This is a genomic window from Cellulomonas sp. KRMCY2, from assembly GCF_000526515.1.
GTDB lineage: Bacteria > Actinomycetota > Actinomycetes > Actinomycetales > Cellulomonadaceae > Actinotalea.
This window is the reverse complement of sequence record NZ_JAGF01000001.1, coordinates 2,799,675-2,817,751: the sequence shown is the minus strand read 5'-3', so window position 1 is coordinate 2,817,751 and position 18,077 is coordinate 2,799,675. Positions and strand designations below refer to the sequence as shown.

Annotated in this window: 22 protein-coding genes; 9 read left to right on the top strand and 13 right to left on the bottom strand. The window is 73.9% G+C overall.

The genetic code is table 11. From position 1 onward, the window contains the following. Window positions 1-5 precede the first annotated feature (5 nt). Both K415_RS0113395 and K415_RS0113390 read right to left on the bottom strand, forming a co-directional pair. Window positions 6-1,313 carry an MFS transporter gene (locus K415_RS0113395; protein ID WP_024287554.1) on the bottom strand — a complete coding sequence of 436 codons (1,308 nt, stop codon included), beginning with the start codon at window positions 1,311-1,313 and terminating at the stop codon, window positions 6-8. A 197-nt stretch (window positions 1,314-1,510) separates the two neighbouring features. Next, window positions 1,511-2,275, bottom strand: a complete 765-nt coding sequence (locus K415_RS0113390; protein ID WP_024287553.1) for a metalloregulator ArsR/SmtB family transcription factor — start codon at window positions 2,273-2,275, stop codon at window positions 1,511-1,513. A gap of 63 nt (window positions 2,276-2,338) precedes the next feature. Between K415_RS0113390 and K415_RS0113385 the strand changes: the two genes are divergently transcribed. The 3 genes from K415_RS0113385 to moaA are packed head-to-tail and all read left to right on the top strand — an operon-like array spanning window position 2,339 to window position 4,286. Beyond that, window positions 2,339-2,857, top strand: coding sequence for a molybdenum cofactor biosynthesis protein B (locus K415_RS0113385; RefSeq protein ID WP_024287552.1), 519 nt, complete (start codon window positions 2,339-2,341; stop codon window positions 2,855-2,857). Next, entirely contained in the window at window positions 2,854-3,285 is a 432-nt protein-coding gene (locus tag K415_RS0113380; protein WP_024287551.1) for a molybdenum cofactor biosynthesis protein MoaE, read from the top strand. Before K415_RS0113385 ends, K415_RS0113380 begins: the two co-directional genes overlap by 4 nt. Further along, complete coding sequence (gene moaA / locus K415_RS0113375; protein ID WP_024287550.1) at window positions 3,282-4,286, top strand: GTP 3',8-cyclase MoaA; 1,005 nt, start codon at window positions 3,282-3,284, stop codon at window positions 4,284-4,286. The genes K415_RS0113380 and moaA overlap by 4 nt, the downstream gene beginning before the upstream one ends. A 28-nt stretch (window positions 4,287-4,314) precedes the next feature. Here the strand turns inward: moaA and K415_RS0113370 are convergent, their stop codons facing one another. Genes K415_RS0113370 through K415_RS23595 form a run of 5 tightly spaced genes read right to left on the bottom strand, consistent with a single transcriptional unit; the run spans window position 4,315 to window position 7,612 of the window. Then, entirely contained in the window at window positions 4,315-4,563 is a 249-nt protein-coding gene (locus K415_RS0113370; RefSeq protein ID WP_024287549.1) for a MoaD/ThiS family protein, read from the bottom strand. Then, the gene (locus K415_RS24045) at window positions 4,560-5,477 is read right to left on the bottom strand and encodes an NTP transferase domain-containing protein (RefSeq protein WP_024287548.1); all 918 of its coding nucleotides are present in this window, start codon (window positions 5,475-5,477) and stop codon (window positions 4,560-4,562) included. The genes K415_RS0113370 and K415_RS24045 overlap by 4 nt, the downstream gene beginning before the upstream one ends. Next, a complete protein-coding gene (gene moaC / locus K415_RS0113360; protein ID WP_024287547.1) occupies window positions 5,474-5,944 on the bottom strand; it encodes a cyclic pyranopterin monophosphate synthase MoaC in 471 nt (156 codons plus the stop codon). The genes K415_RS24045 and moaC overlap by 4 nt, the downstream gene beginning before the upstream one ends. After that, window positions 5,941-7,191 carry a gephyrin-like molybdotransferase Glp gene (glp, locus tag K415_RS0113355; protein ID WP_024287546.1) on the bottom strand — a complete coding sequence of 417 codons (1,251 nt, stop codon included), beginning with the start codon at window positions 7,189-7,191 and terminating at the stop codon, window positions 5,941-5,943. Before glp ends, moaC begins: the two co-directional genes overlap by 4 nt. A gap of 55 nt (window positions 7,192-7,246) precedes the next feature. Next, window positions 7,247-7,612 (bottom strand): DUF2249 domain-containing protein, encoded by a 366-nt coding sequence (locus K415_RS23595; RefSeq protein ID WP_024287545.1) that lies wholly within the window; start codon window positions 7,610-7,612, stop codon window positions 7,247-7,249. A gap of 77 nt (window positions 7,613-7,689) precedes the next feature. Here K415_RS23595 and K415_RS0113345 point away from each other — a divergent pair, with 77 nt between their 5' ends. Then, window positions 7,690-8,367, top strand: a complete 678-nt coding sequence (locus K415_RS0113345; protein ID WP_024287544.1) for a metalloregulator ArsR/SmtB family transcription factor — start codon at window positions 7,690-7,692, stop codon at window positions 8,365-8,367. Window positions 8,368-8,378: 11 nt separating this feature from the next. Here K415_RS0113345 and K415_RS0113340 read toward each other — a convergent pair whose 3' ends face one another. The 3 genes from K415_RS0113340 to K415_RS0113330 form a co-directional block, all read right to left on the bottom strand. Then, window positions 8,379-8,741 (bottom strand): DUF86 domain-containing protein, encoded by a 363-nt coding sequence (locus tag K415_RS0113340; RefSeq protein WP_024287543.1) that lies wholly within the window; start codon window positions 8,739-8,741, stop codon window positions 8,379-8,381. Window positions 8,742-8,802: 61 nt separating this feature from the next. Continuing rightward, the gene (locus tag K415_RS0113335; RefSeq protein WP_024287542.1) at window positions 8,803-9,264 is read right to left on the bottom strand and encodes an XRE family transcriptional regulator; all 462 of its coding nucleotides are present in this window, start codon (window positions 9,262-9,264) and stop codon (window positions 8,803-8,805) included. 117 nt (window positions 9,265-9,381) lie between these two features. Beyond that, window positions 9,382-10,584: a ThiF family adenylyltransferase gene (locus tag K415_RS0113330; RefSeq protein ID WP_029663763.1), complete on the bottom strand. Its 1,203-nt coding sequence runs from the start codon at window positions 10,582-10,584 to the stop codon at window positions 9,382-9,384. 111 nt (window positions 10,585-10,695) lie between these two features. Between K415_RS0113330 and K415_RS0113325 the strand changes: the two genes are divergently transcribed. The 5 genes from K415_RS0113325 to K415_RS0113310 are packed head-to-tail and all read left to right on the top strand — an operon-like array spanning window position 10,696 to window position 13,955. Further along, window positions 10,696-11,094, top strand: coding sequence for a molybdopterin-binding protein (locus K415_RS0113325; protein ID WP_024287540.1), 399 nt, complete (start codon window positions 10,696-10,698; stop codon window positions 11,092-11,094). Beyond that, window positions 11,091-12,026, top strand: coding sequence for a molybdate ABC transporter substrate-binding protein (gene modA / locus K415_RS0113320; protein ID WP_024287539.1), 936 nt, complete (start codon window positions 11,091-11,093; stop codon window positions 12,024-12,026). The genes K415_RS0113325 and modA overlap by 4 nt, the downstream gene beginning before the upstream one ends. Continuing rightward, window positions 12,023-12,592, top strand: a complete 570-nt coding sequence (locus tag K415_RS25160; protein ID WP_369795228.1) for a hypothetical protein — start codon at window positions 12,023-12,025, stop codon at window positions 12,590-12,592. Before modA ends, K415_RS25160 begins: the two co-directional genes overlap by 4 nt. Further along, window positions 12,577-12,873: an ABC transporter permease subunit gene (locus K415_RS25155; RefSeq protein WP_369795226.1), complete on the top strand. Its 297-nt coding sequence runs from the start codon at window positions 12,577-12,579 to the stop codon at window positions 12,871-12,873. The genes K415_RS25160 and K415_RS25155 overlap by 16 nt, the downstream gene beginning before the upstream one ends. Beyond that, entirely contained in the window at window positions 12,870-13,955 is a 1,086-nt protein-coding gene (locus K415_RS0113310) for an ABC transporter ATP-binding protein (RefSeq protein ID WP_024287538.1), read from the top strand. Before K415_RS25155 ends, K415_RS0113310 begins: the two co-directional genes overlap by 4 nt. Window positions 13,956-13,979: 24 nt before the next feature. Here the strand turns inward: K415_RS0113310 and K415_RS0113305 are convergent, their stop codons facing one another. The 3 genes from K415_RS0113305 to K415_RS0113295 all read right to left on the bottom strand — a co-directional run bounded on the left by K415_RS0113305 (window position 13,980) and on the right by K415_RS0113295 (window position 18,076). Next, entirely contained in the window at window positions 13,980-16,619 is a 2,640-nt protein-coding gene (locus tag K415_RS0113305; RefSeq protein ID WP_024287537.1) for a multicopper oxidase domain-containing protein, read from the bottom strand. Then, complete coding sequence (locus K415_RS0113300) at window positions 16,616-17,740, bottom strand: hypothetical protein (RefSeq protein WP_024287536.1); 1,125 nt, start codon at window positions 17,738-17,740, stop codon at window positions 16,616-16,618. Before K415_RS0113300 ends, K415_RS0113305 begins: the two co-directional genes overlap by 4 nt. A 96-nt stretch (window positions 17,741-17,836) precedes the next feature. Then, a complete protein-coding gene (locus K415_RS0113295) occupies window positions 17,837-18,076 on the bottom strand; it encodes a hypothetical protein (RefSeq protein ID WP_024287535.1) in 240 nt (79 codons plus the stop codon). Between the last annotated feature and the right edge of the window lies 1 nt (window position 18,077).

Genomic DNA, 18,077 nt, shown 5'->3' with positions numbered 1-18,077 from the left:
ACCGGTCAGCTGGGCTTCGGTGCCCCAGGGCGTGCGTAGTAGTGCCAGGTCAGGGCGGTGCAGAAGGTGAAGAACACCGCGCACCCGATGAAGAACGCGCGCGGCGTCACCATCGAGAGCGCGATGCCGACGAGGAACGGGCCGAAGGCGGCGATCGAGGCGGTGAAGCCGATGACCCCACCGGCCTGCCGCTTGGGGAAGATCATCGGCATCTGCTTGAAGGTCCCGGCGTTGCCGATCCCGGCGAAGAAGAAGACACCCAGCATCCCGGTCAGGAACCAGGTGAACTGGCCGACGGCCGTGGGGCTGAGGAAGAAGAGCGTGAAGACCGTGCTGATCGTCATGCCGATCCCGGCGACGAGGGTCCAGATCGCCCCGCCGAACCGGTCGCACAGCGGCCCCCAGGCGGCCCGTGTGGCGGAGCCGATGAGCGGGCCGAGGAAGGCGAACTTGAGGGGGTCCGGGGCATCGGCGAAGCTGCCGTACTCGTTGACGATGATCAGGCCGAGCTGGGCGGCGAACCCGCTGAAGGCCCCGAAGGTCATCAGGTAGATCGCGGTCATGACCCAGGTGTGCTTCTCGCGGAAGATGTCGAGCTGCTGGCGGAAGTTCGCGGTGATCGGGACGCTGCGCAGGAAGACGCCGGCCAGGATCGCGCCGAGGATCACCCAGGGGATCAGCACGAGCCCGACGTTGTGCAGCCAGATCTCGCTGCCGTCGGCCCGCTGCTGCGGCGTCAGGACGGTGGTGCCGAGCAGGCCGAAGCCCACGATCCAGGGTGCGAGGAACTGGATGAGGCTGACCCCGAAGTTGCCGATCCCGGCCTGCAGGCCCAGCGCCGTCCCGGCCATCCGCTTGGGGAAGAAGTAGCTGGTCGAGGGCATGAACCCGGAGAAGGCGCCACCGCCGACGCCGGCCGCGGTGGCGAGCAGCAGGAGCACCGCGTAGGGCGTCCCGGGGTCGCGGACCGCGAACGCCCAGCCGACCATCGGCAGCAGCATGAGGGTCGCGGTGCCGCCGACCAGCGTGCGGGTGCCCAGGACCGGGGGCAGGAACATGTAGATGAGCCGCATCGACCCGCCGGCCAGGCCGGGGACGGCCACCAGCCAGTAGAGCTCGGCGCGCGTGAGGTCGTAGCCGATGTCGTTGAGCCGCGGGGCGATCGCGCTGACCAGGTACCAGACGCAGAACGCCAGCATGAGGTTGTAGGTGGTGATCCACAACGTGCGCCAGGCGAACGTCGAGTCCCAGTGCTCCGGGTCCTCGGGGTCCCACCGCGCGAGGTCGACGCGGGGCTCCAGCTTGAACGTCATCGTTCCTCCGGGTCGTACCAGGGCAGCGGGCCGCCGCGACGGCATCAGTCTGTCAACGTCCGTCGGTGGTATTGAAGCGGCGAACGCCGGGTCAAATGCGCGGAACTGTGGTGTGCGTCACAACAGTCCGACCCTAGTGGCGAAGCACGGAGGCCGCAGGCGAGACCACGCGGGAACCCTGCTCGGTCCGGTCCCGGTCAGGCCTCGCGCAGGTGCAGCACGCAGTGCCGCGGCCCGACGAACGCCTCGAGCCGGTCGGCGACCAGCGGGCCGCCCTGGTGGGCGAGCACCCCACGGGCGAGGCCGAGGTGCACCCCGCACACGACCTCGGTCCGCTCGCGCGCGAGCTCGATGAACGGGCACCGGCGCAGGTGCACCTGCAGCGCGCCGATGTCGGCCTCCGGCTCGAAGCCGAGGTCCTCGAAGTGCTGCTCCACCGCGGCGAGCTGGACCCAGGCGGCCACGTGGTCGACCCGGCGCTCCGGCGGTGCGCAGCCCTCGTTCGGCGCAGTGCCCTCGTTCGGCGCAGCGCCCTGGTCCGGCACGACCGTCACGGCGGGTCTCGCGACGGCGCGACCCGGCGCAAGTTCACCCGCCCAGCGCTCCCCCGCAGCCTGTGCCGCCTCGGCCGGCGACTCCATCGCGCGGCCGTAGCCGTCGACGAGCATGCGGGCGAGCTGCTCGCGGGCCCGTCCGTCGACGGTCGCCGCCGCGGCACGGTCGACGGAGCGGTAGAGCATCCGCGGCCGGCCCCGGGTCGTCCTGACCTCGGGCTCCCGGTGCACGAACCCGCTGGCCACCAACCGGTCGAGGTGCTCACGCGCCGTGTTGACGTGCAGACCGACGGCTGGTGCGATCTCGTCGACCGGCAGCGGCGCACCGCCCTGCTGCAGCACGTGCAGGATCTGCACGCGACTCTCCGAGGCGAGCGCGCGGTACGCGCTCACGCGATGGTCGACCATGGCGGGGATTATCCACGGCGGTCGACCGAGCATTGTGGGACCTTTGGTGGGTACGGTGGCGCGATGAACCCACCGGTCACCGACCCCGCTGCCGACCGGGCCCCTGTCCTGGCCGCCGTCGTGGTGGCCTCGGACCGTTGTGCGCGGGGCGAGGCGACCGATCGATCCGGCGCGCGTGCGGCGGAGCTGCTGCGCGCGGCGGGCTACCGGGTCGGTGCGCCGGTGATCGTCCCGGACGGCGCCGAGAGCGTCGCCGGCGCGCTCCGGACCGCCCTGGCCACAGGCGCTCGGGTGGTCCTGACCAGCGGCGGGACGGGTGTCGGCCCGCGGGACAGGACACCCGAGGGCACCCGGCCCGTGCTCGACCGCGAGCTCCCCGGTCTCGCCGAGGCCCTGCGCCGCTCGGGCGCCGAGCAGGTCGCCTCCGCCGTCCTGTCCCGAGGCCTGGCCGGGGTGACCGACGCCGGCGCCGTGGTGGTCAACCTTCCCGGCTCGACCGCCGGCGTCGAGCAGGGCGTCTCGGTGCTGCTCCCCCTGCTGGACCACGTGCTCGACCAGCTGGCCGGCGGTGACCACCGATGAGCCCCGCACACCCGCTCGCCCAGGTCAGCGACGGCCCGCTCGACGTCACGGCGCACCTCGTGGCGGTCGGCGACCCGGGCGCCGGGGCGGTGGCGTGCTTCGTCGGGCAGGTCCGCGACAACGACCCGTCCGTCGACGGCGAGGTGGTCGCCCTGGAGTACTCGGCGCACCCCGACGCCGCTGCGGTGCTCGAGCGCCTGGCGCGCGAGGCAGCGGGGCGCGACGGCGTGCTCGGCGTCGCGGTGAGCCACCGCGTCGGACGGCTCGTCGTCGGCGAGGCGGCGGTCGTCGCGGTGGTGTCCACGGCGCACCGTGCCCTGGCCTTCGTTGTGTGCAGCGATCTGGTCGAGGCGGTCAAGGCCGAGCTCCCGGTGTGGAAGCGCGAGGTGCTGGCCGACGGCTCGCACGTGTGGGTCGGTTCGGCATGAGCGCGCTCGCACCGCTGGTCGACGGGTTCGGTCGCGTGCACCGTGACCTGCGGATCTCGCTGACCGACCGCTGCTCGTTGCGCTGCACCTACTGCATGCCTGCCGAGGGCGTCCCGTGGCTGCCCGGCTCGACGATGCTCAGCACCGACGAGCTGGTCCGGATCACGCGGGTCGCCGTCGGCCAGGGCATCACGGAGGTCCGGCTGACCGGTGGTGAGCCCCTGCTGCGTCCCGACGTCGTCGACGTCGTGCGTCGCATCGCCGCGCTCGACGGGCCGAACGGCTCACCCGAGGTCTCCCTGACCACCAACGCCCTGCGCCTGCCGGCGCTCGCGGCCCCGCTGCACGACGCCGGGCTCACCCGGGTCAACATCAGCCTCGACACGCTCGACCGCGAGCGCTTCACGGCCCTGACCCGGCGCGACCGCCTGCACGACACCCTCGCCGGCATCGCCGCGGCGGACTCGGTCGGCTTCGCGCCGATCAAGCTCAACGCCGTCGCGATGCGTGGCGTGAACGACGACGCACTGGTCCCGCTGGTGCGCTTCGCTGTCGACCACGGCTACCAGATGCGGTTCATCGAGCAGATGCCGCTGGACGCCGGGCACACCTGGGATCGCGTTCAGATGGTCACCCAGACCGAGATCCTCGCCGCGCTGCGCACCGCGTTCGAGCTCACCGAGGTACCAGGCCGGGGCTCGGCGCCCGCCGAGCTCTGGTACGTCGACGGCGGACCGGCGACCGTCGGCGTGATCGCCTCGGTGACCGCTCCGTTCTGTGGCTCGTGCGACCGGGTCCGGCTGACCGCAGACGGCCAGCTGCGGTCCTGCCTGTTCGCCCGGACCGAGACCGACCTGCGCACGCTGCTGCGCGAGGGGGCCGACGACGATGCGCTGGCCGCGGCGATCCGGACCGGCCTGGCCGGCAAGAAGCCGGGCCACGACATCGACGACCCGAGCTTCTTGCAGCCCGACCGGCCGATGAGCGCGATCGGCGGCTGACAGCAGGCAGAGCAGCCGCCGGCCCCGGTCAGCCGCCGGCGAACGGCGGGAGCACGTCGACGGTGACGCCCGGTGCCACCGGTGCGGCGTCGTCGGCCAGGCGAGTCCCTGCTGCGAGGAGCGAGCAGCGGGTCAGGACCCGCCCGAGCCCCGGTCCGTGCGCAGCGGTCATCGCCGCGCGCAGCTCACCGGCGGTCGCGGCGACGAGCTCTTCGGTCTCGAGGCCGGCAGCCTCGGCGGCCGCGGCGAAGTAGCGGACCGTGACGGCTCCGCTCACGCGGTGTCCTGGCCGCCGGCCGGGTCGTCCGGGGCCTGCTCGACCGACCACCCTCGGGCCAGCTCGGTCACCCGGGCGACGACCCGGTCGAACGTCGCGCGGTCGCCGCCACCGGCACCGACGGCGTACCCCACCAGGAAGCTGGTCAACGGCACGGCGGGGCGGGCGACCCCGTTGGCCACCTCCCGCGAGAGGTCGAGCAGGGACTCGACCTCGAGCGCGTCAGGGTTGACGCCGAGGTCCTGGCCGGTGCTCACCAGCCATCGGTGCAGCTCGCTGCCGCTGGGCGTGTGGGGGCTGCTGTCGCTCACGGTGACCTTCCGGGTCATGAGGCTGTCCAGACGCTGCACATCGTCCCACGTGTCCGCGTCGGCGCCCTGGCCGTCCGGGTCGGCGACCTGGACCATCCGCAGCCCGCCGACGAGCCTGCGCATCGAGACACCGTGCACCCCGCCGTCGGCCGCGAGAGCCGCCAGCGCCGCGGCCAGGGCGGCCCGCCGGAACACGGCGAGGATCTGCGCGTGGCCCGAGGCATCGACCAGGTGCGCTCCGTCCGCCGCGTGCTCGGCGTCGAGCGCGGCCAGCAGCCGCGGCACGGCTGCGGCGACGAGCGGCACGTCGCACGCGAGCACGAGGACCAGGTCGCCGCCGGCGCCCGACGCCCGCAGGTGGGTCAGTCCGGCGTCGATCCCGGCGACCGGCCCGCCGAGGGGCGGGTCCTCCAGGACCGTCGCGACGCCGGGTCGGAGCAGGTCGTCCGGCCCGACGATGACGATCCGCCGCGCCCCGGACGCGGCCTCGAGCACGTGGTCGACCATCGGACGTCCGGCCACCAGGACCTCGGCCTTGCTCACGCCGCCGAGCCGACGCCCCTGTCCCCCGGCCAGGACGATCGCGTCGAAGCCGCGCGTCATGCCTCTCGCCGCCAGTCGCCGGACCTGCCGCCGGACTTCGCGACCAGCCGGACATCGGCGATCGAGGTGCCCTTGTCCATCCCCTTGACCATGTCCACGACCGCGAGGGCGGCGACGGCGACGGCGGTGAGAGCCTCCATCTCGACCCCGGTACGATCGGCGGTCCGCACCGTCGCGGTCACGTGCACGCCGTCGTCGGCCACCTCGAGGTCGACGGTGACACCGTGCACCCCGATCACGTGCGCCAGCGGCAACAGCTCGGCGGTCCGCTTCGCGGCGCTGATGCCGGCGATCCGCGCGACGGCCAGCACGTCGCCCTTGGGGACGTCGCCCGAGCGCAGGGCCTCGACCACCTGCGGCGCACATCGCACCGAACCCGTCGCCGTGGCCTCGCGGACGGTCGGCCGCTTGTGCGTCACGTCGACCATGCGCGCATGGCCGGCGTCGTCCAGGTGGGTGAAGGTCATCTGTCGACTCGCATGACGCGCACCCTATCGCCGGGCCGGACGTGCTCGACCTCGATCCCGACGACCGCCAGCCCCTGCGCGCGGGCGAGACCGACCACGAGGTGCGAGCCCGACCCGCCGGCCGCCGCGCGACGCACCAGCGGCTCGGTGCTGTGCTCGGGACCGGGACCGGGACCGGCAGGCGTCGCGGACTCCAGCACGACCGGCATGTACTGCGCCCGTCCCGGCTGCTTGCGCCACCCGTCCACGACGACGGCTCCGACCTCCTGGCGCCGGACGTCGTCGAGTCCGCGCAGGCGCAGCAGCACCGGCCGCACGAAGACCTCGAACGAGACGAAGGCACTGACCGGGTTGCCGGGCAGCGCGAGGACGGGCGTGCCGCGGCCGAGCCGTCCGATGCCCTGGGGCTTGCCCGGTTGCATGGCGACCTGCACGAAGTTCATCCCGGGCTCGGCCGCGAGCACCTCCTTGACCACGTCGTAGGCGCCCATGCTCACCCCGCCCGAGGTGATGACGAGATCGACGGTGCCGTCCTGGGCGTCGAGCACGCCGCGCAGGGCCGCCGGGTCGTCCGGCACCGCACCGATCCGGATCGGCTCACACCCGGCGGCCCGCACAGCAGCGGCCAGCAGGTAGGAGTTCGAGTCCGGGATCTGGCCGCGGCGCAACGCTGCACCGGGGGTGACCAGCTCGCTCCCGGTGGACAGCACCGCGACCCGCGGCCGCCGGTGCACCAGCAGGTCCGCGCAGCCCACCGACGCCGCCGCCGCGATCTGAGCCGGCCCGAGCAGCGTGCCCGCGGCGAGCACCAGGTCTCCGGCCGCGACGTCCTCGCCCGCCCTGCGGATGTGCGCGCCCGGGACCGGCTGCTCCTCGACACCCACGACATCGGTGCCGCCGTCGGTGCGCTCGACCGGCACGATCGCATCGGCACCGGGCGGCACCGGGGCACCGGTCATGATCCGGGCGGCGGTCCCCGGCCGGACCTCGGGCTCGGCATCGCTGCCGGCCGGCAGGTCGGCCAGCACCCGCAGACGCACCGGGTGCTGCGGCGCGGCACCGGCGAGGTCGGCAGCGCGCACCGCGTAGCCGTCCATCGCGGAGCTGTCCCAGCGCGGCAGGGCCGACGGCGCTGTCACGTCCTGAGCCAGGACGTGACAGTCAGCCACGTCGATCGCCAGCCGTACGGTGGCGAGCGGTGCCACCAGGGCCAGCGCGGCCGCGCGGTGCTCGTCGACGGTGCGCACCAGGTGGCCTCGCTCCCCGTCCGGTCAGCAGTGCTCGGTCAGCAGCAGTGCTCGGTCAGCAGCAGTGCCCCGCGACGCGGCTGATCTGCACGCGCCACACCTCGGGGCCCTCCGCAAGGTACTCCCAGCCGATCTGTCCCGGCTGCTCGGCGTCGAGCTGGTAGCGCAGCGGCTTGGGGTCGTGGTCGTTGGTCAGGACGAAGGCCTCGCCCGGCTCGAGCGCGGCGACCGCGGCGAAGATCCGCTCGTGGCGCTGCGCCGGGGCGAGCGACCGGACGTCCAGGTCGCCCGGCTGGACCTGCTGGGCCTGGGTCTCCGGCGCCTGCCCGCCGCCACAGCCGCAGCCACCGCAGCCGCAGCCCCCGGCGTCCTTCTCGGCGGTCGTCGGGCTCTCGGCACTGACGATCGGCAGCGTTGTCATGGTGGCTCCTGAACTGTCGCAGTCGGCGCCGGTGCGCCGGTGTTGTTTTTACCCCCTCAACCGTGGAAAATGCAAACGTGCCCGTACCGCGCTCCGAACCCACCCTGCGTCGTCCGCCCGGCGCCCGGCGGGCCGCACTCCTGGAGATCCTGCGCGCCCACGACGGCGGTCTTGCGATCAGCGACCTGGCTCCGCTGACGGGCCTGCACCCCAACACCGTCCGCGCGCATCTCGACGCGCTCGTCCGCACCGGGCACGTGACCCGTCGCACCGACACCCGGAGCTCGCCGGGACGGCCGCGCGAGCTGTACGAGCCCACCGGCGCCCCCGAGGGCGATCGCCGGTACCAGCTCCTCGCCCAGGTGCTGGCCGCACGCCTGGCCGCCGTCGCCCCGGACCCGGCCGGTCAGGCCGCCGAAGCAGGCCGACAGTGGGCGCGGAGCGAGGCGTCGACACCGCAGAGCCCGTCGACACCGCGCCCCCGCATCGAGCTGCTGGCACCCGTCCTGGCGATGCTGCGGGCCAACGGGTTCGCCCCCGAGCTGTCGCCCGACGCCGCCAGCATCCGACTGCACCACTGCCCGTTCCGTGAGCTCGCCGAGGTGCAGCCCGACATCGTCTGCGGCGCGCACCTCGGCCTGATCCAGGGCGCACTCGAACGCGTCGGGACCGAGGTCACGGCGACCAGGATCCTTCCGTTCGTCCTGCCCGACCTGTGCGTCGCCGAGCTCCACCGCGCAGAGGCGGGCCGGTAGGGAGGTCGCCGCTACTGCGCCTCACCGGCGCCGAGCTGGTCGACCAGGTCCGGGATGCGTGTGCGGAGTGACTCCCAGACGAACTCGTCAAGCACCTTGTCGTAGTGATGCGCGACGAGGTTCCGCATCCGTTGGATCTTGACCCACTCGACGTCGGGGTGCTGGTCCTTGAACGAGTCGGGGAGCTTCTCCACCACGGTGGCGACCTGGACGACGAGCTGGCGTCCGGCCAGCCGGAGGGTCTGCCCGTCGATCCCGTCGGCGAGGTATGCACCCAGACCCTTGGCCACGATCCCCTGGGCGACGTGGGCCATCTGGACCAGGTCGGACAGGCGACGCTCCACCCGCCCGTCGTGCCCACCGTCGGCGTTCACCTGGTACGCCGGTGAACCGTCAGGGCCGGCCGGGCCCGCCGGGCCCCGAAGCACTCGTCGCTCACAGCGGTACAGCCTCGCGCAGGGCATGGTCGACGACCGGGCCGGTGGCTCGTCCGGAGATGACGTCGACCTTGACCCCGGTGATCTGCTCCAGCTCGTCCACGAGGTCCAGGAGGTCGACCAGGTCAGTTGTCCCCGGCCCGAAGGTCACCATCAGGTCCAGGTCCGAGTCCGGGCTGTCGTCGCCACGTGCGGCGGAGCCGAAGACCCTCGGGTCGCTGCCGTGGTGGCGAGCGATCGCCGAACGCAGCTCCTCGCGGTGAGCGGCCAACGCCTCCGAAGGCCGGACACGGACGGCAGAGTCCAGAGCGGCTCGCACGTGTGGGGTGGGCTGCCTCCGGCCCGTCTCGATCGCGGCGATGGTCGGCTGATGCACTCCGGAGGCCCGCGCGAGGTCGCGCTGCGTCAAGCCACGGCGGTGGCGGGCCGCACGCAGCCGAGCTCCGAAGTCGTCGTCCATGCCACGCATGATAACGCGCCCGCTATCACCGTTCCAGAGCCGTCCAGGCCGTGCCTGCCAGGGGTCCGACGAACCCACGGCGAGACGCCGTGCCCCCGGGCAGGGTCAGGGTACCGGTCAGTAGGTGGGCAGCGTCGGGTCGACGTCCGTGACCCACGCGAGGATCCCGCCGGCCAGGTGCGAGACGTCGAACCCGGCAGCCTGCAGGGCCCGCGCGGCGCGTTCGGAGCGGATGCCGCTGTGACAGTGCAGCACGAGCGGACGGTCCCGAGGCAGATCGGCCGAGCCGGAGCCGTGCAGGAGCTCGCCGAGCGGGACGAGCCGGGCACCCGGGATCGCCACGATCGCGTGCTCGGCCGGCTCCCGGACGTCGATCAGCTCGAACGCGTCCAGGCCGGCATCCCGCGCCAGCAGGCGGTCCGCCAGCGCGCGGGCGGTGAGGGTTGCGACGGGTGCCGCGGGTGCGGCGGGTGCGGCGGCGACGGCGGACGGCCGCTCGGGCTGAACCTCCGGGCGCCCGCGAGCGCGCTCGTGCCCGACCAGTGGGACCTCGGTCCACCGGGCAGCCAGCGCATCGAGGACCAGGACGCGACCCAGCAGGGGCCGGCCGACGCCCGCCACGAGCTTGACGGCCTCGGTGGCCATGACCGAGCCGACCTGCCCGCACAGGGCCCCGAGAACACCGCCCTCCGCGCACGACGGCACGCTCCCGGCCGGCGGCGGCGCCGGGAACAGGTCGCGCAGCTCGACCGGAGCGACGCCGCTGCCGGCCGGTGGACGGCCCCAGAACACCGCGACCTGCGCGTCGAACCGGAAGACCGACCCCCACACCTCGGGCAGCCCGAGCCGGACGCACGCATCGTTGACCAGGTACCGGGTGGGGAAGTTGTCGGTGCCGTCGACGACCAGGTCGTAGCCGCCGAGTACCTCGTCGACGTTGGTCGGGTCGAGCCGCAGGTGGTGCGTGACCACCTCGACCGTGTCGTCGACGGCGTGCACGGCGTCGCGCGCACTGTCGACCTTCGGGCGGCCGACGTCGGCGGTGCCATGGATCACCTGTCGTTGCAGGTTGCTGAGCTCGACGTCGTCCTCGTCGACGATCCCCAACCGCCCCACGCCCGCCGCGGCCAGGTACAGCAGCACCGGTGATCCCAGCCCGCCGGCACCCACGACGCAGACCCGCGCGTTGCGCAGCCGCCGTTGCCCGATGTCACCGATCTGCGGCAGCAGCACGTGACGCGACCACCGACGCATCTGCTCCGAGGTGAGCGGAGGTCCTGGGTCGACGAGCGGCGGCACGGACGGGACAGGCCCTGGCATGGGGTCACGATAAGCCGCACGACGACGACGCCCGAGTCGCACAGGGCAGGACTCGACCCGCAGACGCGGCCGGCGAGGTCGTCCGGAGCCGCAGATGCGTAGACTCCGAGCATGGTCGACTACCGCATCCGCGAGGCCGCGGACCTGCTCGGTGTGAGCACCGACACGGTGCGACGCTGGTCCGAGGCAGGCCGTCTGAGCACGACGCACGACGAGTCGGGTCGCCAGGTCGTCGACGGTCAGGAGCTCGCCGCGTTCGCCCAGGGCCTGGCGCGGCACGAGCAGGCGGACCGCGGCAGCGGGGACCACTCGGTGCGCAACCGGTTCACGGGTCTCGTCACGCGCGTCGTGCGGGACACCGTGATGGCCCAGGTGGAGATCCAGGCGGGTCCGCACCGGATCGTCTCGCTGATCAGCCGTGAGGCCGCCGACGAGCTCGGGCTCGAACCGGGCGTGCTCGCCGTCGCGGCGGTCAAGTCCACCAGCGTCGCCGTCGAGCGGCTGCGATGACCCGGCGACGCCGGACCGCTGCGCTCGCGACGCTCGCCGTCGTCGCGCTGGGGGTCGCGGGCGCCGTGCTCTGGTCCGGCGTCGTCGGCGACCGGCAGGCGCCCGGGACGACGGTCGGCGGCACCTCGACCGCAGCCGCCCCGGCCGCCGACTCCCCCACTGCGGTGCCGACACCCTCTCCCGAGACCCGACCGACCCCTGCGCCGAGACCGACGCCGCTCGGCGGCGAGATCACGGTGCTCGCCGCGAGCTCGCTCGCCGACGTGTTCGCGGTGCTCGCGGACAGCTTCGAGGCCGCCAACCCCGGCGTCACCGTCACGATCGGCCTCGGGCCGAGCTCGGGCCTGGCCGCCCAGGTCGCCGCCGGCGCACCCGCCGACGTCCTCGCCACCGCGAGCGAGTCCACGATGGCGATCGCACTCGGCGGGCTACGTGCGGTGGGGACGCCCGGCATCGATGACGCGGAGCCGGTCGTGTTCGCCCAGAACACCCTCGCGATCGCCGTGCCGACCACCAACCCCGGCGAGGTCACGTCGATCGAGGACCTGGCCCGTCGCGACGTCACGTTCGCGATGTGCCAGGTGCAGGTGCCCTGCGGATCCGTCGCGCGCGACGTGCTCGCGGCTGCCGGGATCGACCGCGACCCGGTGACCCTCGAGCAGGACGTCGGCGGGGTGCTGACGAAGGTCATCCTCAGTGAGGTCGATGCGGGGCTCGTGTACGCCTCCGACGTCCGCCCGACCTCGCTGGCCGTGCTCGACGGCGAGATCCACGGGATCGAGATCCCGGCGCGCCTCAACACCACGACGGACTACCCGATCGTGGTGCTGCCTGCCGCCGCCCAGGACCCGGTGGCCCGCGCGTTCGTCGACCACGTGCTCTCGCCACGCGGTACCCGGGCCCTGCGCGACGCCGGATTCGTCATCCCGTGACGACCCAGCACCGGGCGGGCGGGGCCCGGGTCCTGACCAGTCACGCCCCAGCCCTGGCGGTGGCACCGGCCGCCGTCGGCCTGGCGTTCCTCGCCCTGCCGCTGGTCGGCCTCGTGGTGCGCGCGCCGTGGTCCGAGCTCGGCGCGATCCTCGGCGAGCCGGCCGTGCGTCAGTCGCTGGTCCTGTCGCTGTGGACCTCGGCACTGGCGACTGTCGGCGCCGTGGCGTTCGGCGTCCCGCTCGCGTGGGTGCTCGCGCGCGGCCGGCTCCCGGGACGCACGCTGCTGCGCGCCGTGGTCACCGTGCCGCTCGTCCTGCCGCCCGTCGTCGGCGGCGTCGCCCTGCTCGTCGTCTTCGGACGCGCCGGCATCGTCGGCACCTGGCTGGACGGGTGGTTCGGCGTCTCGCTGCCGTTCACACCGGCCGCCGTCGTGCTGGCCCAGACCTTCGTCGCGATGCCGTTCCTCGTCGTGACCGTCGAGGGTGCCCTGCGGGGGCCGACCAGCGCTTCGAGGAGGCGGCGGCGTGTCTCGGCGCCTCGCGGCTCACGGTGCTGCGCCGGGTGACCCTGCCACTGATCGCACCGTCGGTCGCCGCCGGTGCGGTGCTCGCCTGGGCCCGCGCCCTGGGTGAGTTCGGTGCGACTGTCACGTTCGCGGGCAGCTTCCCCGGCCGCACGCAGACCCTGCCGCTGAGCGTCTACCACGCCCTGGACCAGGACCCGGATGCAGCGATCGCGCTGAGCCTCGTGCTCCTGCTGGTCTGCATCGCGGTGCTCGTCGGCCTGCGGGAGCGCTGGGTCGGTGCCGGCGCGGGTGCGGTCCCGGCCACGGGACCGGTCCGATGACCAGCACGCTGCACCTGGCCGGGACCGTCCGCCGAGGGCCCTTCACCGCCGACCTCGACCTGTCCGTCGCCCCCGGGGAGGTCGTCGCCCTGCTCGGACCGAACGGTGCCGGCAAGTCGACGGTGCTGCGCACGATCGGCGGGCTCGAGCCACTGGCCGGCGGGCGGCTGACACTCGGCGGGACGGTGCTCGACGACGTCGCGGCGCGGTACGTCCGGCCGGCGGCGGAACGCCGCATCGGCACCGTCTTCCAGGACCACCGGCTGTTCCCGCACCTGTCCGTCGTCGAGAACGTGGCGTTCGGACCGCGCGCGGCAGGTGCGCGGCGCGGTCAGGCCGACCGGCTGGCCCGGCAGTGGCTGGACCGCCTGGGTGTCGGCGACCTCGGCCACCGGCGCCCCGCGCACCTGTCGGGCGGTCAGGCGCAACGGGTGGCGATCGCACGTGCGCTGGCGACCGATCCGCGCGCCCTGCTCCTCGACGAGCCGCTCGCGGCGCTCGACGCCCAGGCGCGGGGCGAGGTGCAGCGCGCGCTGGCCGACCATCTCGGCGCCTTCGCCGGGCCGTGCCTGCTGGTCACGCACGACCTCGTCGACGCCCTGGTGCTCGCCGACCGTCTCGCCGTGCTCGAGGACGGCCGCATCGTCCAGCAAGGACCGCCGGCCGACGTGGTCCGGCAGCCGGCGACGCAGTACGTCGCCCGGCTGCTCGGCGTCAACCTCATGGCGGGTCGCCTGGACCGCGAGGGCGACGTCGACCGCCTGACCCTCGCCGGTGGTGTCGTCCTGCGGGTGCCACGGAGCGGGAGCCCGCCCGGGGCGGTGCACGTCGCCGTCCGGCCCTCGGCGATCCACCTGACGGTCGCGCCGCCGTCGGACATCGACCTGCCCGGCTGGGCGGGCACCGTGGCGACGATCACGCCCTGGGGCGAGCACCTGCGGGTCGAGGTCGCAGGGACGCCACCGGCGGTCGCCGAGGTCCGTGCGACCGACGTCGGGCCCGACCGGGCCGGGGCCCTGCGACCCGGTGCCGCGGTCCGCCTGACTGTCGACGTGGCGGGCCTCGAGACCTATCCCCGGTGACGGTGGTGGCCGGGCTGCCGACGATCAGTCGGTGACCGCCAGGAAGCCGTGCGCACCGCGCTCGGCGTCGACCATCAGGTGCGAGACGAACGGGTAGCTGCCCGCCTGCGGCAGGCTCAGCTCGACGAACCCGCCCTGCGCCGGGCTCAGACCCAGGACCTGCGACCCGCCGGTCGACGCACCGGCCTCCGGCCCGCCCAGCAGGTAGGCGCCCTCGAGGTACACCGTGTCGAACTGGCCGCCGATCACGTGGAAGGCACTGGGCCGGTTGGGCCCGGCATCGAGCACCCAGATCCGGACCCGCTCCCCCACCCTGGCCGGCAGACGGTCGTGGTCGTACTGGGCGGCGTAGCCGTTGAACGCGACGGCGTCCGGCGCCTCGGCCATGATCTTGGCGGCGTCGGCGATCCCGCCCTGCTCACCGAGGTACAGCTCGGACTGGACGAGCAGGTACTCGCGATCCACCTCGGGCAGACCGGGCGGGTCGATGACGACCGCACCGAACATGCCGTTCGCGATGTGCAGGGACATCGGCATCGTCGAGCAGTGGTACATCCAGATGCCCGACCGCGTGGCCGTGAAGGTGTAGGTCAGCTCGTCGCCCGGCTCGATCGTGCGCATCGGCTCGTCCGGGGCGAGCGAACCGGCGTGGAAGTCGATCGAGTGGCCGAGCGAGCCGTCGTTGACCAGGGTTATCTCGAACGTGTCGCCGACCCGGCCGTGCAGCGTCGGTCCTGGTGCCGTGCCGCCGAACGTCCACCGGGTCTGCGTCACGCCGGGCGCGACCTCCTGCTCCACCTCCGTGACCTCGAGGGTCACCCGGTGCACGGTCTGGTCGGACGCCGGCGCCAGGACCGGGTCGTAGGCCGTGAAGCCCTCAGCCGGCGCTGCCATGAGGTCGAGGTCGTCGGCGGCCGAGGAGCCGGTGCCGGTCGCGTCGTGGTCCATGGCGCCGTCGGCCGCGTCGACGGCGCCGGCGTCGGCCGGGTGCCCGGCCGCCCCGGTGACGACGACCTCGAGCACCATCCCCATCTGCCGGTGACCGGCCACGGAGCACCAGCCGTCGATCCCGCGACCGACGACGCCGACGTCGACCCGGGCCGTGGCACCGGCGGCCAGCCGCCCCGAGCCGGCACCCGTGTCGAGGACCAGGTCGTGCACCGTGTCGTCGACGTTCGTCACGACCAGGACGAGCCCGTCCCCGGCGGCCACCTCGATCGAGGACGGCGAGAAGCGCAGGTCGCGCGCCTCGACCTCGACCTCGACCACGCGTCCGCTGGCCTCGACGCCCGCATCGGGCGCGGTCCCGAGCCCGACCGCTGCCGGGTCGGCCGCCACCCCACCGGCGACGACGAGGGCCAGGGCACCGACGGCGGCGAGCGCCGGGCCGGTCGGACGGCGGCGGGCAGTGAGCAGCTCGACCGGTGGCCGGCCCTCGTGGGGCGCAGCAGCGGCGCCGGTCTGTGGCGTCCCGCGCAGCCGCCGCGCGACGACGGCCGCACGGACCAGGAGGACGGGCGTCGCGGCGAGCGCACCGAGCACGAGCATCGACGTGCCGATCCGGACGAGGCTCGGTGTCGGCAGGAGGTAGAGCGCCAGGCCGACGTTGACCAGGACGAGACGCGCTGTGCCGCCCCGCTCGACGACGGCCCGCGTCGCGCGGACCGCGGACGGCCCGCCACCGAGCACCATCGGGCCGAGGTGGCTCAGCGAGCCGAGCAGCACCTGTGCGGCGAAGCCGACGGCGAGCGGGCCGAGCAGCCCACCGATGCGCACCTGCGCGACCGCCCAGCCGGACGCGCTGCCGATCAGCACGGCCCACAGTGCGACCGACAGCGCGAGCCATGCCCAGGCGAGGCCGACCGACCGGGACGCGAAGGAGTCCGGCAGACGGCGCCTGGTCTCGACCAGGAGCGGCCAGGACGTGCGCAGGAGCCCGAGCAGGTAGAGGACCAGGCCGCCGGCCGCCACGGCGAGAAGTCCGGTGGCGGTACCGCCGAGGACGACGAGCAACCCCGCGCCGAGCACCGCGAGCCCGTGCCGAGCGCCGGTCAGGGCGTCGCCGGCGAGCTGGACGCGCAGCATCGTCGGCCACAGGGTGACCATGGTTCCGACCACCGTCAGACCGACCCAGCCGAGAAGCATCACCACCACGTGCGCGACGTAGGTGCGCGCCGCAACGTCGCCGGCCAGGTCCGAGCGTGCGAGCACGATCCCGAGCCCGGCGCCGACCGGCAGGGCGAGTGACGCGACGACGAAGTACCAGGCCGTCCAGCCGAGCCGGACACCGAGCGCACCCCGCCCTTGGTCGACGAGCACCGCCGCATGCCACAGGCCGGCGACCCCGACGAGCACCGAACCACCGACGACCACGGACCAGGTGCCGGTGAGCAGGCCGCCCACGACGGCGAGCGCCCCGGCCGTGTGCAGAGCCAGACGCCGGCCCTGACCGAGGTACGCCCCACGCAACGGCCTGCGCCGTACGGCCTCGGCGAAGTGCGCGCTCCAGATCAGGATCGCGGTGCTCACCGCGCCGAGCAGCAGCAGGTGGACCATCAGCCACGGCGCCTGCGGGATGCTGCGGTGCGCCGTCGCGACCACGGCGGCAGCGACCAGCCAGCCCAGCACCAGGGCGTTGACGCGGACGTGCCAGCGGGTCCTCACCGGACCACCTCGACCCGCTGCTCGGGCACCGGACCGACCGTGCGGCCCGCCTGCGGTGCGGTCCTCGCCCCCCGGACCGTCGACCAGGCAGCGAGCGCGACGAACAGCAGGAGGGCGACGACGTTCAGCGCGCCTCCGGTCTGCAGCGCCCAGCCCTGCCCGTACAGGTCACCGCCGGCCACTCTCAGCAGCAACGACACGTGCAGCAACGCGGCCGGCCCGTAGAAGGCCGGTCGGTAGGGCAGCGGGCGGGTCAGCACAGCCGGCAGGATCACCGGCGCATGCGCCATGATCATGGACATCGTGAAGCCGAGGAACACCGCGTGGACCACCGCGTCGTACCCCGGGCCCTCCGGCACCGGTCCGAGCAGCAGCCAGGTGCCACCTGCGACGACGAGCCAGCCGTAGCCGGCGAGAAGGCACCACGCCATGTAGCGCGGCAGACCCGTCGACCGCACCGTGCGGCGTGCGACGTCGTGCACGACGAGCCAGCCCACCAGCGCGAGCAGGGCCCCGCCGAGCAGCGGGTGCCCGACCTGGGGCCACAGGGTCGTCGCCACGACGGCGGTGAACAGCACCAGACCGAGGCCCAGCACGGTCCGCTCGGCGCCTGGCTGCAGCGCGCCGACCCTGGCGAGCTCGAGTCGCTCACCCGCGATCGTCAGGACGAGGTAGCCGGCGAACCACGGCAGCACGGTGGCCACGGGCGCGCCACCCCACCACAGCAGTGCCGACCCGGCGACGAGGACCGCGCCGAGCACCTGCAGCGCGAGCGCCTCGGACGCCTGGCGCTGCCACAGCGCCGCGTAGACGGCCAGCTGGATGACGGTCCCGAGGACGAGCAGCCCTTGCCCGACGGCGAGCGGGGCTGCGGTCAGCAGGACGATCGCGCCGAGTCCCAGCGCGCCCGGGGCCGCGTGGCCCCACCGGCGCCGCAGCGCCACGGACCGTTCGAGGGCGATGACCGTGCCGACGAAGCCGAGGACGAGCAGTCCGCCGTGCACCTGCGGCAGGCGGTCGGTCGTCACCGGCGCCGGCAGACCGAGCAGCAGCAGGGCGGCGTCGAGCCCGGCGACGAGGGCGAGGCCGCCCGGCGCGAGCAGTGCCAGCCGGGCGGGCATTTTCACACCTGTAACCGTAGAAAAGGCGTCTCTCCCGCACCTAGGACCTAAGTCCTTAGTGCACGAGGGGCCGGGGGCGTCGGAGGCCGAGCGTGCTCAGAGGCCGACGCTCATCCGCTGCGCGATGGCCGCGGCCCGGTGCTGCTCGGCGCGCTCGACGGATCGGGCCGCGGCGAACCGATCGGCCGCGCGCCACCGACGGTGGCGCTCGATCCCCTGCTCGAGCCGCCCGGTCAGCTCGGTCAGCTCGAGCACGACGGAGCCGCGGTAACGGCCCAGGCGCAGCAGCGGCAGTCGGACGGACGTCGTACGGGTCTGGTAGCCCAGTGCGGTCATG